We start from the raw sequence: 12,954 nt of genomic DNA, 5'->3' as shown, positions 1-12,954 counted from the left end.
CCTTATGAAAGCTGAAACAGGGATTCGGCGGCAAACGCGACGCCAACCCGTTGATCGGGACGCCACATCTGGCGTGCTGGGCAGTCGACGACAATCACCTCGCCGTTGCTTAATCCCACCTGCACGCGCTGCACTGGCCCGAAAAACGTTGCCAGCAGAACGCGGCCCTGTAGCGGGGCTGTGGGGTTATCAACTAACTGCATCTCTTCCGGTCGGCACCAGAATTCACCTTGCGGTAGCGCCAGCCGGTTTACCGCACCGATAAAATTCGCCACAAACGGGGTGGCAGGATGGTGATAAAGATCGCGCGGAGTGGCTAACTGCTCAATGCGACCGTGGCGCATTACCGCGATGCGATCGCCCAACGCCATGGCCTCTTGCTGGTCATGCGTCACATACACGGCGGTAATGGCGAGTTGCTGTAACAGCTGCCCAATGTCTTCACGCAGCTTATCGCGCAGTTTGGCATCCAGCGCGGCCAGCGGTTCGTCAAACAACAGCACTCTGGGACGCGCAGCCAGCGCACGAGCGAGTGAAACACGCTGCTTTTGTCCGCCGGAAAGTGCCTGTACCGGACGCTGGGCGAAATCAGCCAGATCCACCATCGCCAGCATCTCGTTGACCCGGGCTTCGATCTCTGCCGCAGGCAAGCGCTGGATCCGCAGGCCGTAAGCCACGTTTTGCGCCACGTTCAAATTAGGAAACAGCGCATAGTTCTGGAACACCATCCCGACATTGCGTTTCTCAATCGGCAGCGCCGTGACATTGTTCTCGCCAAACCACACTTCACCACCGGCATCGCAGCGTTCAAGGCCGCTGATGATGCGTAACGTGGTGGTCTTACCGCAGCCGGAAGGACCCAGCAGCACTAAGGTTTCCCCGGCTTTTATCTCCAGATCCAGCGGATGAAGTGCAAACTGGCCGGGCTGAAAACTGCGCGCGCAGTGGCGCAAGCGAATAGCAACTGGATCAGTCACAGTGAAATCTCCCGTGAACGGCGTGGGCGAGCCAAAGCGTGCATCGCCAACAGCAGTGGAATAATCATGATCAGGAACAGGGTGGTATAGGCAGAACCCATCTCCAGTCGCATCGAGGCATAGCTGTCCGCCAGCCCGACCGGCAAGGTTTTGGTTAATGGGGTATGCAGCATCCAGGTAATATTGAATTCACCAATCGACAGGGTGATGACCATAAATGCCCCGGCCAGCATCCCGGAGACGGCATTGGGCACCACCACGGTGAGAAAGCGGCGCAGTGGACCGGCACCCAGGCTGGCGGCAGCCTCTTCCATTGACTTCACATCAATAGCCTTCAGCACCGCCAGTACCGGACGCACCATAAACGGCAGCGTAAACAGTACGTGACCAATAAGAATAAACAGCCAACTCTGGCGCAGTTCGCCAAAGCCGCCATACACCAATAGCAGTCCCAGCGCGGTTGCCAACCCTGGAATTGCCACCGGCAACATCAGGCACTCTTCAATGACGGCGGCCCAGCGCGATGAACTTCGCAGTAATCCCCACGCGGCGGGCACGCCCAGTAGCAAAGTGACGGCCAGACAGCTCAGCGCGATAAGCAGCGAGAGCCAGAAGGTATTGGCATACATCGCCCAGACTTCTGCGATCCAACGCAGCGTCAGCCCGCTTTTCAGACCGACAAAATAGTTTTGGGTGAAGCCTGCCATCACGGACATCACCACCGGCACGATTAAAAACAGGCAGACCAGCAGGGTGAACGCCAGTTGCAGGCTAAACAACCGTGAGCGATTCATAGGGAAGCTCCTGAACGCTGGCTATCGAAGCGGCGAGTGACAATCAGTGCACACCAGGTCACCAGCCCCATGATGACCGAAAGCGCGGCAGCGGTAGCAAAGTTGGCGTAGTTAGTGAACTCGCCATAAATGGTTAACGGCAGCACGTTGAGATCGGTGCCCAGCGTAAAAGCGGTACCGAAAGCCCCCATGCTGGTGGCAAAGCAGATCGCGGCGCTGGACCACAATGCCGGTGCAAGACCGGGAACAATCACATCCCAGATGATGCGCCAATGGCTGGCACCCAGAGAACGTGCGGCTTCTTCCAGGCTGCGGTCGAGCTTTTCACAGGCCGCGATCAGCGTCATGACCACGCGTGGAATCGAGAAGTAGAGATAGCCGAGGAACAGCCCAATCAGGCTATAGGCAAACACCCAACGTTCGCCAAACAGTGACAGACCGAGCTGCGCAAACAGGCCCTGACGTCCGCCGAGCATGATGATGAAAAAGCCGACCACCACGCCGGGAAAGGCCAGCGGGAAGGTGATCAACGCCAGCAGCAGGCCTTTACCGGCAAACTGCTGGCGCGCGAGGAAACACGCCACAATGGCAGAAATCGCCACGGCGACCAGCGCAACTAACGCCGAGAGCGCCACGGTCACGCCAAGGCTTTCGAGGTACTGCGGTTGGCTTATAACGGTCCAGTAGGCGTTCTGGTGCGTGCTGTTGTCGGGCTGGCTGCCCAGCACCACCAGCCAGCCAAACGGCAGCAGCCAGAAGGCGCAGAACACCGCGATTGCTGGCGTTAATGCCAGCAGCACGGGACGCGGCAGCGTTTTGCGCCAACGCCCCCCCGTGAGGGAGGACGTGGTGCCCTGTTGCCAGGTCTCAGACATTACTTCACCTCACGCAGGTACTGCGCGGAGAAGGCTTTTTGCGCTTCAGCCATCTGCTGATAGTTCACGGTGCGAGCGCGAGCATAGTCGCTGTCCGGCAGGAACTGCGCTTTGGCGGTGGCTGACATGGCGCTCTCACGTACCGGACGAAGCCAGGCATTCGCCCAGATCGCTTGACCGCGGTCGGACAGCACATAGTCGATCACTTTTTTGCCTTGTTCGCTGTGCGGCGCGTTGTTGACCAGGCCAATCACGTACGGCACTTTGATACTGCCTTCCTGTGGGATCACAAAGACCACATTGGCTTTGTCTTTGTAGCGGGCGCGATAGGCGTTGAAGTCGTAATCCAGCATGATTGGAATTTCACCGGACAGCACGCGGGCATAGGCGGTCTGCTTCGGTACAATCGGCTCGTTTTTCATGAGTTGTTTAAAGTAGCTGATCCCTGGGGCGAAGTTTTGCAGCGTGCCGCCTTTCGCCAGGTTCACCGCCACCGCAGCGGCGTAGCCGACAAAAGCACTGGCCGGGTCGAGATAGCCGATCATCCCTTTATACTCCGGCTTGAGCAGGTCATCCCATGAACGGGGCACTGGCGCGCCATTCAGCGCATCCACATTGACCATAAAGCCGATGGTGCCGGAGTGCAGCGCGATCCATTTGCCATCGGGGTCTTTCATATCGGCGGGAATGCTGTCCCACACGGCGGGTTTGTAGCTCGCCAGCACGCCGGATTTCGCCGCTTCAATGCCGAAAGTGACGCCGAGATAGGTGACATCAGCCACCGGATGCGCCTGCTCGGCGACGATCTGCGCCAGCGCCTGGCCAGAGTTTTTATTGTCTTGCGGCACTACAATGCCGGTATCTTTGGCGATGGCTTTCAGTTGCGTACCCCAGTCAGCCCATTCAGGCGGACAGTTGTAGCAGACGGCGGTAGAGGCCTGTGCTGAAGTCGCCAGTACAAGGCCGCCCAGCAGACAGAATGACGTCAGAGCTTTATTCATGGTGTTCCCCGGTGTTGGTCGATCAAAAGCTGTGGCGGGCGACACTTTCGCCCACGCGCAGCGTGAAATTGAGGGTGCGCGAGGTGATATCCACCCCGGCCAGTAATCCCGTCAGACACTCCATCGCCACTTCTCCCAGCTCTCGTTGTGGCTGGACCACCGAGCACAGCGCCGGGTAAACCCGTTCTCCCAGCGCAATACCATCAAAACCCACTACAGAAATTTGCTGCGGCACGCGATAACCCAGGCGTTGCAGCGTGCCAATAACGCTCAGCGCCAGCAGGTCGTTGGAGCAGAGCAGGGCGGTAACATCCGGCACTGCTGTGAGCCAGCTCTGCAAACGCTGCGGCTCAGCTTCGGTGTGATGCGCCATTTCAGCCAGCGGCAGCGGCGTCAGTGCGGCCTCTTGCATCGCCTGGCAGTAACCGAGGTAGCGCAACTGCGCCCGGTCTGACTGCTGCACCGGTCCGGCGATCATCGCAATCTGGCGATGACCCAGTTGCAGCAAGTGGCGCGTGGCCTGGTACATTGCCGCCTGGTTATCCACGCTGACGGTAACGAAATCACCCGCCGCCGGATTGTGCGCCAGTACCACCGGCAGAGGCTCCTGCGCCAGTAGCTTCAGGCAGGCACTGTTTTGCGCATCGGCCACGGTGATCACCACGCCATCTACTCGCTGGCGCAGCAGGTTTTCCAGCACCGCACTTTCGCGCTCTGCATCGTAATCGGTGGTTGATACCAGCAGGGCATAACCCTGTTCCCGTGCCACACGTTCCATGCCCTGAAGCTGTTCGCTAAACACCGGATTACTCAAGGTGGGCAGCATGACCCCGATCATGCGAGTGGACTGCGTGCGCAGCTGACGGGCCACATAGTTCGGGCGAAACCCCAGCACCTCTGATGCGGCATACACTTTTTCCCGCGTCGCCGGACGGACCTTCTCTGGTTCGGCAAAGGCACGTGCAGCAGTAGCGCGGGAAACACCCGCCATTCGGGCAACGCTGACCAAATCGCTCATCTTGTTACTCAGTTCTCCATGAATGAGATCGATCTCATTGGCCGCCATCCTGCCGCCAGCAGATGTCAGAATAATGACGGCAAGATGACGAACTGGATTTATCAGGCTGGCGATATATGCCGTAGCAACCCGCCGGGTCTGGATAATATGTAAAGAGAAGAAGATGCCGCGATTGGAAAAACATTTCCGGGCGAAACACCGTTTCTGTTTAATTAGTGGAACATCTAAATAATTATTCTGTTTAAAGTGTTCAGCTCGCAGTGCAAGTGTCCCGGCTGTAGTTCCACGTACTTTTTGAGATGTCCGGGTTTTAAGCTATCAGCCGGTAGACTTCCTGCGTCAGGTTGTTCAGGGAAGGGGATGGGATTGTGTGGCAGGTTATATAGGACTGGAACCAGCTGTGCCGGGCTACCTGTGGTGTTCAGCATCTCAGCCATATGCAGCATCATTTGGCACCTTCATGCCGCTGACGCGGCCTTCAAAACGTCTGTAATTCATCTAGCGTATGACAGCTTGGCTTTTTACAAAGCTATTTTCAGTCTTTTCAATTTAACAGCAGATGCGGGTAAACCCTGCGTATGTGCGCAATCGTGACCTGAGAGAAAAGTAACCCGCCAAGGGCTCCGCCAAAAAAGCACCTAGCAGGTAAAAATATGCCCCGACACTACAGGTTACTGCTCCAATGATTTGCATATACCAGCATTGCCAGTCTTTGTGCGCAGCAGTGTAAGCACATCGCCAACGGGCATTACGCTCCTGAGGTTGAAGATGCGCCAGTTCAGGTATGCTTTCAGGGACCAGTAGATACGCATGCTTTATCTCCTTTAGCAGAATAATCAACAAACTCCATTCGACATGTATCGAAGATACAACGGCAGACTATCAGACCTCAATTTATCATGTGACTGGCAGCTCTGTGCCAGTTGCAGGTATTACTTTATTGTGTTTTGTAACTATAATCTGTATTATATTAGCTTTCATAACTCCGTGGGTAATTCATTCTAAATATAATGAGGAGTCAATTAATTACTCTCTAAACATTAAAGTAGTGGAATGATTAATTCGCTGTCGATTGATTTTGATCTGATGTTTTAAAAATTCGCTTTATCATCAGCTTCCGTTAAAGTATTATGGGGTGATTAATCAAATTACATAGAGGTTTGAATGAGAAAAATTAGCGATGAACAAATTAATATCGAAGCTAAATCAGGTTATAAACCTTGGACTATTGAATCTGGCATCGGATTGCTTCCTTTTTCGGAATTAGGAGACCGAGAGTTTGAATTATTATGTTATCTATTAGTTAAAAACGAAATTGAATGTGGTGAACAAAAAAATTTAACCTCCATATCTTTGATGCAAGGTGTTTCTGAAAGGGGGCGTGACTGCTCACTGTACTATAATGGTACTGTTAGGGGTTTGATTCAATGTAAAAAACTACAAGGGAGAATGTCTAGACCGCAAGCATTAAGAGAGGTAATTAAATTTCTATTATTTTCTATAATTGATGGTGAACTACTTCCTGAGCCTGATTTTTTCGAATACAAACTATACGTTTCTAATGATCTCGCTGAAACGACAAATTCACTAATTCATTCATATACAGTTGAAATTGAGAAGGAAATACAGTCCGGCGCTATACGTAAGTACACCAAAGATGTTGTTTCTGAGTATGAAACATTCAAGATTTTTGAGAGCGATTTACCAGTTACTAAAATTATTGAACTTCTGAGGCGGATAAGTTTATCAGCATCAAATGCGACAGATTTAACCATGCGAGTCCATAAACATGATTCATTGTTATCGTTGTTTTTTAATGTGAAAACGGTAATCGATTTAGAATCTGCAAATGAAGTAATACGCAATGCGCTTGATGACTATGGTTTGAAATACTTGACTGATGAAGATCTTAAGCAGCTTCAAAATCGCATTTCAAACACTAAAGAAGAAAACAGAATAAATTTAGGATTTGTAGATTTCTTTGGGTATAATAAAGAGTTTTTTAAATTTTTGAATGGTGATCCGTTCAAAAAAGTATTGGAAGCGGTTGCATCGGTAACAATATTATTAGACCAGTATTCACTGGAGTTTATAAATAGTAAAATTAACAAGCTAACTGTCGAGAAAGTTACAAAAAACTTATTAAATCAAGGAAAAATCCATCCTTTTAGTGTGGGTGTGGTGGGACCCTATCTACTTCAAAGGCTGTCCATGAAAGTCCTATCAAGAAAAATGCCAAGAGAGTTGGCAAGTGCTTTTCATAAACAAGCCTCTCAGTCAAAAAATGAATTAATCGATTCGATAGCAATTAAACTTTTTGACGCAAGTGAAAGGGTTATGAAGGGCGATTTTAGCCATTTAGTGGGCAATCCTGAAGACATACAGTTTAAAAAGAAAATTTATGCTCATATCCACAGTGGATTCAATACAATAGAAGATGCAAAGCTTACTTTTGCCCAAGATATCCAGATTATAATTCCAGTTATGGATTCGATTGAGGAGAAAATTAATGAATTATTACAAGAGGAACGTACTGTAGTAATAAAGGATGCCTCATTTTTAGAAAGTGATGATGAAATTAAGAAAATAGCAAAAACATTAAGCATGATCGAGCCCAATGAAGGGATGTAGTATAATTTTTACTTGGCTTGTGCTCTTCTTTTAGTATTTATATTAGTATAAACGCACAAACACACTCTTGGAGAAGTATCTGAAAGCTTTATCAAGTTTAAAATGTATTGTTAGATACGCGTAACCTGTATTCTGTTGGTTAAAGCACTTTTATGCTAGTAAAAGTCAAGCCGGCTCAACGTCTGCTTATCGCTCACAACAGCCCCTCAGCCCCTATAACTAACCGGCTTCACACCGCAGAGCGAACATTGCCAATGTCCGCACTACATTTAATCGAGAGGCTACGGCTCTGCATCATTCAAAAACAGAGCCCAAACAGGCTCTGTCTTTTTATTTTCAATGAAAAACAGCACCTTACATATATTGATTCTAATTCTACGGCTTACTTCACAGTGAACATGTAGTTACCCTGTGTCTTATGGCCATCAACAGATAAAGCATGCCAGCTCACCTGGTAGTCACCAGCTTTAAGGGCTGACGGGAGTGGAACGACTAACGTTTTTTTGTCTGAGCCTTCAAGCTCCGCTTTGCCAGTATCTACCGCTTTACCACTCGCATCCGTGATTTTTACCCCACTGAAGGCCAGCTCTAATCCCTCGGTAAACGCCAGCGTCAGCTTTTCTGGCGAATGCTCAACGCTGCTCATATCAGCAGGTACGGATGATGTCAGATGCGCATGAGCTATGGCTTGTTGGCTGCATACAATGGCCGCAGTAAACAGGGCGGCACTGAGAAGATTTTTTGCTTTGTAAAACATAACTAACTCCTGTGACTAAAGGTCCCCGATATGGAGACGCAAAAATTCATTGGCTCAGGTGATGATCCCGATAGCGTGTGGAAAACACTGCTGCTTGATGGGGAAAAATCAGCCACCAGACTCGTATCAAATGCCTTTTCAGCCACGCGAGCGAGTGCAGCCTGTGCGAATAACAGGTGCTGATAAGTACGCTGCTGGCCACAGCAGCCTGACAAAGGCGAAAGTGCCGACGTAAATACATCATCAATATCCTTAAATTTTTGTCGCCTGAGTGATGCGCAGGCAGGAGGATCGCCCTGATTTCAGCGCTTTGTTAACAGCAGACTCGCTCTTAATGCGCAGGCGACAGGCCTCCACTACCCAGGCGGAGAAGTTCTGGCTACATTCTCTGGCAAGGCTGGCTTCAATACCCTCAAGAAGTGAGTGCGGGAAGCGGATATGCCTGCGGCGCGTTTTGCTGGTGCTCATTTTATCCATGTCCCCTCCTTAAAAGGTCACGTTGACTTTTGCCCACCAGGTCCTGCCCGGTTCATTGACTGCCGTATTCGCCGAGTAGCCAAAGGCGCTGTTGCCCGCCAGATTGAGGTGCTCGCTGTAGTTAACATCAAACAGGTTATCCACCCCGGTACTGACCTTGATGTCGGATGTGATCCGGTAGGCCAGATTGGCGGAGAACACCGCAAATCCGGCACTGCTGCCAAAGTCTTTGCCCACCACATTCCCTTCATTGACGGCAGTTCGGTGCTGGCTGCTCACCAGTCGCAATAACCCGCCGCTGCTCCAGTTCCCCGATGCCCAGTTCAGCCCCAGCCTGGCTTCAAGAGGGGGAATTTGCGGGAGTGGCTGATGATCGGAGGTATTTTGCGCCCAGGAATACGCCAGGCTGGCGTCGGTTTTCCAGTGGTCAGTGAGCTGATAACTGAATCCTGCTTCACCGCCCATCAAGGTGGCATTGACGTTGCTGGCCTGACTGACGGAGGTATCCTGGGGATCATAGAGAAACAGAATATAGTCGCTGACATGGCCCAGATATGCGGAAACCCAGGCATTGAGGCGATCGCCGCTGTACTGTGCGCCGATATCGAGCTGCGTGGTTTTTTCGCTTTTTACGCTGTCAAACGCGCTGACATTACCGCCTGGCCCGTAGGTGGGTGAAAACAGTTCCCAGTAGTCGGGAAAACGTTCGGTATAACCCAGTCCTGCATAGAGCATCAGGGGCACATTACTCAGGCTATGTTCCAGACGCACGAAGCCTGCCGGGAGCGTATCGTGTCGGCTGCTCAGGCCAGTGCCGGTAAAATTATCGACGAGGGTGCGGTCAAGCCGCCCACCGCCAATCACTTTATTCTGCGCCGATGCGTACCAGGTCAGTTCACTGAAGACACCATAATCATGGAAACGGGCGTCTTTCGACCAGCCGCTGTTCCCGAGACTGCGGTGGGTATTCAGCTGAGTATCTGCACCGCTCTGCAACTGGAAGTCCTGCCATAGCCAGGTTCCCATCATGCGACCGCCCACGGTTCTCCGGTCAAGCTGCATGGCCATCGGACTGCTCATATCCATCGACGAACTGTCAGACATATCCATGGCGGTACTCATACCCGACATGGAAGTAGCGGCTGGAGAACGCAGGGTGTAGTTGTCCATGATGTGGTTGGCATAGTTGTAGTAAGCGCTGGCCTCAAACTTATCGAACACCTCGCCGATATTTGACTTTTCAAAGCGCACGCCCAGACTTTCCCGTTTGAACTGCGATCCATCCATGCTTCGCCCGGCGTAACGCGCCTCACCATTGCCCCTGCCTGCGGTCAGTTCAAGCAGCGTGTCTTTATCTGGCGTCCAGCCAAGCGCAACATCCGCATTCCATTTGTCCCAACGGGAAGGGACGCGGCTGCCATTTCCATCCTTATAATCACCGGAACGTGATTCATTGCCCGTCAGCCGGATATACCCCTTTTCATTGCCCAGGCTTACGTCGGCATTCTCATCAAAACGGCGATTAGACGCGGCAAGCATGCTGGCACTGCCCGTCACGCCGGGCTTATCGAACTGCGGAGGCTGACGATCAAACCGCAGCGTTCCCGCTGAATTACCCGGTCCCCAGAGCACTGTTTCCGGTCCTTTAATCAGCGTCAGGGTATCGAAACTTTCCGGAGAGATGTATGAAGTGGGGGCATCCATCCTGGCCGGGCAGGCACCCAGCATTTCACTGTTATTCGTCAGGATCCTCAGGCGGGAACCAAACATGCCCCGAAATACCGGGTCGCCGTTGGTACCGCCATTGCGGATCTGTGAGAAGCCAGGGATGGTCTTGAGGTAATCAGAACCATCACTGGCAGGCACCGGCTGTCGCGGCGTTTTAAGGTTAGTCACCACCGTCAGGGGTGAAACCACGGGTGCCGTCACGGTCATCACCGGGTCTGTAGATGATAGGGGCTGAGCGGGCTGTTCCTCCGCATTTTCAGCAAAGGTGATTCCTGGAAACAGGCAACCCAGCGCCACAGCAAGACTGACGGTCCGAAGAGAAAAATGAAGCTTATACATAACTTATCCTGATTTTGGCGTGCAACATTCCTGCCCGCTGAAATATTCAGAAGGCATTCTGGCTCTGCCAGGAAAAAACAACCCGATATCAATGACCAAAGCATCGTTATTTTTAAACGCCTTACCGGGCGATTCAAAATAGGCCTGAATCAGTTTAATTTGATATTTTCTGGGCGTTATTTACCCTGCGCCTGAGCACAATGAGAAATTAACGACATACGACAACAAATAATTATCGCTGATGAAAATCAGTAAGTATTGGAAGGAGGGGCGCGTGGCTGCGCGATGCCTGGGAAGAACAGTGTGAAGAAGGTATGTATCCGCTTTGGCGGTGGTATAACGCTAACGAGGGAAGTCAGCCAGAGAATCGCGGCAAACAGGCACAGCATCAGGGGAAGGTGGATCAAGACAAGGCAGTATCCACAGGCAATATCGCCCATCATATCGCCTGCGCCCATCATACCTTGCATGCCTGGCATCATCGCAGTTCGCATTGACTTAGCCATATGCATGCTCGCGTGCTCGTGCCCCATCGCGTCAGGCATTGACATGTCCATACCGGCCATATCATCCCCCTGCATCTGCTGGGCAGTAGGGCCGGTTTGAACTGCAACAGGGCAAGGATCGGAAGAAGGGGGTTCGACACAAATATCCATGTTTTCCATTCGCCGGTGTTCCAGCGTTTTCGACACGATCGGCGCAATAAACAGCATCAGTATCGCAAGGATTGCGATAACGGCGGGTTGTTTATTGCGACAGAGTCGAATAAGGGAAAACAAATTGTGCATCCTGCATTGCTGATTCAGATGCAGCAGTGTAAGAAAAAACCGGTCAATTGTTAATATATTTTTTGATAAAGTGAAATATCATTTTTCTGTTAACATTATTGAAACATCGCTAATGGTGAGTCTATTGAGACAACCCTCACGCTTTATCTCTCATCATTAAAAGAAACCTGTTAAGGGTTCCATTAAATAACCAAATGCACCACGCGTTGTTAATGGATATTGACCAGAATAAAGCGAAAGGGAAGGTCGGGATTATTTAGCTCTACCTCCGTAATCCTCGTAACACAGGCAGGACAGAGCAGCGCTTTTGCTTTCCGGGCAATGTGGGACCTGAATCCCAATGTTCGAAAGAGATCTGTCAGGAGGAGAAAAGCAGCCGAACGCAGAGGCGTTTACAACAATGCCGTTGCCCCCGCAACGGCACCTGAAGGCAAAATCACGCAGCCGCGGTGTGTGTCGCGGGTGCTTCTGCTGCGGTCAGCAGGGCATGGGTCAGCTTCCCGGCATCAATAGTAAACGGCAGCCGGGCGGCAACGTCTGCGGGCAGGGTAAACTTCTGCGCGATCCCGGCAACGTGCTGCGGGCTATCGTTCACGCCAAGCTGGGCCAGCGTCAGCGGGGTATGATACTGCTGCAACAGACGTAACAACGTTTGGCGCAACTCAGGCGCATCGCTGTCCAGCTGGCTCTGCACCGCCAGCGCAAAACCCACAATCTCGCCGTGCAGCCAGTGATGGTGAACGCCTGGCTCATGCGTGAGCAAATCGTGAATGCGATGGGAAATACCGATGCGGTCAATCTCATCCACGATGCTGTTGGCTAACCCGGCCAGGGCAATGTTGGCATCGGTTGCCCGCCGCAAGGCTGCGGTATCCAGCCCACGTTCATTATCTGCCACCGCTTGTTCACCGATGTCGCGCAGGGTGTCAAAGGCGAGCTGCGCCGCATTCACTTTTAAGGTTAAACCCAGGTCGTCGGCACCGTTACGCTGATAAGGGGCAAATTCAAACCACTTCGCCAGCGCATCAACAATGCCTGCACGCAGGAAACGCACCGGGGCACGGGCAATGATCGTGCTATCGAGCAATACCCACTGCGGGAAACGGGTCAGGCGAATGTGACCGTCCTGGCCGCCTTGCGCGTTGTACAGCACCGTCACCGGGGACCAGGCCGCACAGGTTGCCGCGATAGTGGGCACGGTAATCACTGACAGATCGTCGAGTAATTTGCCGACCGCTTTGGCGCTGTCCAGCACGCGTCCGCCGCCAATGCCAACGATCAGCTCCGAACGTTGGCGTTGTGCCTGCTCGGCCAGCCCTTCAATGGTGGGAAGGTGGCAAGGCCCGCTGAGAAAATGCACCTGCCAGTGTACTTCAGCCGCTTTCAGGCTGGCTTCTACGGCTTCCCGCGTCAGGTTCCATGCCGTTGGGCTGGTCAGAATGGTTACGCGACTCGCCAGCGGTTTTACGTATTCGCCTATGCGCTGAATAATGCCCGCTTCGTGGCGATAATTGTCGGGTGCTTTAATGGCTACCATGATGTCACTCCTGTTAAGCGTCGGGCAGCGCA

General features: G+C 52.0%; 11 protein-coding genes. 1 reads left to right on the top strand and 10 read right to left on the bottom strand.

What is annotated here, in order from left to right:
* Positions 1–2 precede the first annotated feature (2 nt).
* From F3J40_RS00935 to F3J40_RS00915, 5 genes are read right to left on the bottom strand one after another with little or no spacing between them, the layout of a single operon-like run.
* Entirely contained in the window at positions 3–977 is a 975-nt protein-coding gene (locus tag F3J40_RS00935) for an ABC transporter ATP-binding protein (protein ID WP_167012053.1), read from the bottom strand.
* Positions 974–1,771: an ABC transporter permease gene (locus tag F3J40_RS00930; protein ID WP_167012052.1), complete on the bottom strand. Its 798-nt coding sequence runs from the start codon at positions 1,769–1,771 to the stop codon at positions 974–976. The genes F3J40_RS00935 and F3J40_RS00930 overlap by 4 nt, the downstream gene beginning before the upstream one ends.
* Entirely contained in the window at positions 1,768–2,646 is an 879-nt protein-coding gene (locus F3J40_RS00925; RefSeq protein WP_167012051.1) for an ABC transporter permease, read from the bottom strand. Before F3J40_RS00925 ends, F3J40_RS00930 begins: the two co-directional genes overlap by 4 nt.
* Positions 2,646–3,647, bottom strand: coding sequence for an ABC transporter substrate-binding protein (locus tag F3J40_RS00920; protein ID WP_167012049.1), 1,002 nt, complete (start codon positions 3,645–3,647; stop codon positions 2,646–2,648). Before F3J40_RS00920 ends, F3J40_RS00925 begins: the two co-directional genes overlap by 1 nt.
* 22 nt (positions 3,648–3,669) lie before the next feature.
* Positions 3,670–4,665, bottom strand: a complete 996-nt coding sequence (locus F3J40_RS00915; protein ID WP_205297184.1) for a LacI family DNA-binding transcriptional regulator — start codon at positions 4,663–4,665, stop codon at positions 3,670–3,672.
* 1,164 nt (positions 4,666–5,829) lie between these two features.
* Between F3J40_RS00915 and F3J40_RS00910 the strand changes: the two genes are divergently transcribed.
* On the top strand, positions 5,830–7,296 hold the full coding sequence (locus F3J40_RS00910) for a hypothetical protein (protein WP_167012045.1): 1,467 nt from the start codon (positions 5,830–5,832) through the stop codon (positions 7,294–7,296).
* Positions 7,297–7,678: 382 nt separating this feature from the next.
* Here the strand turns inward: F3J40_RS00910 and copC are convergent, their stop codons facing one another.
* From copC to F3J40_RS00885, 5 genes are all read right to left on the bottom strand, one after another.
* Complete coding sequence (gene copC / locus F3J40_RS00905; RefSeq protein WP_167012044.1) at positions 7,679–8,053, bottom strand: copper homeostasis periplasmic binding protein CopC; 375 nt, start codon at positions 8,051–8,053, stop codon at positions 7,679–7,681.
* 252 nt (positions 8,054–8,305) lie between these two features.
* A complete protein-coding gene (locus F3J40_RS00900) occupies positions 8,306–8,530 on the bottom strand; it encodes a YlcI/YnfO family protein (RefSeq protein WP_370659848.1) in 225 nt (74 codons plus the stop codon).
* A gap of 9 nt (positions 8,531–8,539) precedes the next feature.
* Entirely contained in the window at positions 8,540–10,465 is a 1,926-nt protein-coding gene (locus F3J40_RS00895; RefSeq protein WP_240155278.1) for a TonB-dependent copper receptor, read from the bottom strand.
* Positions 10,466–10,845: 380 nt separating this feature from the next.
* Positions 10,846–11,376, bottom strand: a complete 531-nt coding sequence (locus F3J40_RS00890; RefSeq protein ID WP_167012041.1) for a DUF2946 domain-containing protein — start codon at positions 11,374–11,376, stop codon at positions 10,846–10,848.
* A 445-nt stretch (positions 11,377–11,821) separates the two neighbouring features.
* Positions 11,822–12,922, bottom strand: a complete 1,101-nt coding sequence (locus tag F3J40_RS00885) for an iron-containing alcohol dehydrogenase family protein (protein ID WP_167012040.1) — start codon at positions 12,920–12,922, stop codon at positions 11,822–11,824.
* Positions 12,923–12,954 lie beyond the last annotated feature (32 nt).

This window comes from Candidatus Pantoea multigeneris (assembly GCF_011752615.1).
Taxonomy (GTDB): domain Bacteria; phylum Pseudomonadota; class Gammaproteobacteria; order Enterobacterales; family Enterobacteriaceae; genus Pantoea; species Pantoea multigeneris.
This window is presented reverse-complemented; position numbering and strand designations above follow the sequence as displayed.

What these genes read in the sequence shown, in the direction of transcription:
- F3J40_RS00885 (WP_167012040.1), bottom strand. Translation starts at nt 12,922, where the DNA reads ATGGTAGCCATTAAAGCACCCGACAATTATCGCCACGAAGCGGGCATT.
- F3J40_RS00920 (WP_167012049.1), bottom strand. Translation starts at nt 3,647, where the DNA reads ATGAATAAAGCTCTGACGTCATTCTGTCTGCTGGGCGGCCTTGTACTG.
- F3J40_RS00895 (WP_240155278.1), bottom strand. Translation starts at nt 10,465, where the DNA reads ATGACCGTGACGGCACCCGTGGTTTCACCCCTGACGGTGGTGACTAAC.
- F3J40_RS00925 (WP_167012051.1), bottom strand. Translation starts at nt 2,646, where the DNA reads ATGTCTGAGACCTGGCAACAGGGCACCACGTCCTCCCTCACGGGGGGG.
- F3J40_RS00910 (WP_167012045.1), top strand. Translation starts at nt 5,830, where the DNA reads ATGAGAAAAATTAGCGATGAACAAATTAATATCGAAGCTAAATCAGGT.
- F3J40_RS00930 (WP_167012052.1), bottom strand. Translation starts at nt 1,771, where the DNA reads ATGAATCGCTCACGGTTGTTTAGCCTGCAACTGGCGTTCACCCTGCTG.
- copC (WP_167012044.1), bottom strand. Translation starts at nt 8,053, where the DNA reads ATGTTTTACAAAGCAAAAAATCTTCTCAGTGCCGCCCTGTTTACTGCG.
- F3J40_RS00915 (WP_205297184.1), bottom strand. Translation starts at nt 4,665, where the DNA reads ATGAGCGATTTGGTCAGCGTTGCCCGAATGGCGGGTGTTTCCCGCGCT.
- F3J40_RS00900 (WP_370659848.1), bottom strand. Translation starts at nt 8,530, where the DNA reads ATGGATAAAATGAGCACCAGCAAAACGCGCCGCAGGCATATCCGCTTC.